The sequence below is a fragment of the Shigella sp. FC1967 genome (assembly GCF_001743005.1).
Taxonomy (GTDB): domain Bacteria; phylum Pseudomonadota; class Gammaproteobacteria; order Enterobacterales; family Enterobacteriaceae; genus Proteus.
Genome location: NZ_MIIZ01001283.1, coordinates 1 through 423 on the forward strand (window position 1 = coordinate 1; position 423 = coordinate 423).

1 protein-coding gene is annotated in these 423 nt (G+C 44.7%); it reads left to right on the forward strand.

What is annotated here, in order from left to right; translation table 11 throughout:
• Window positions 1-423 (forward strand): DUF3304 domain-containing protein (locus tag BHE89_RS21245; protein WP_171742559.1); only part of this gene is annotated, 423 nt, incomplete at both ends.

Sequence of the window (423 nt, forward strand, 5' to 3'; positions counted from 1 at the left end):
AATGGTAGAAATTCCTGAGTATGACGACCCTTGTGATGTCAAAGTGCATTTTCTTCCCTGCCAAGAAGTTCGGATCACATTATCTTGTTATTCCCCGGGGCACCCTAATTATCCGATTACGGTTCCAACAAAAATGGAGGAGCCAGCAGTATGCTCGAAAAAAATAACTCGTAAAAAAGTGATTGTTGCTGGCGTTATTCTTGCCATTATCGCAGTAAGCTCACTGCTGTTCCCCAAGAAAAAACCCAAAGATGACTACCTTGCCGGAAATTTACACGGGTTTAACCATGTCAAAGGCACTTCGGTAAATTGGTTTAAGGTTAATGGTTATTATGGCAAAGGCGGTGGCGGAACCTGTTGCATTGTCGTGCCGGCAAAGTGGACGCCGAATCAATGGGTCAAAGTGGAATGGGAAGTCGATCC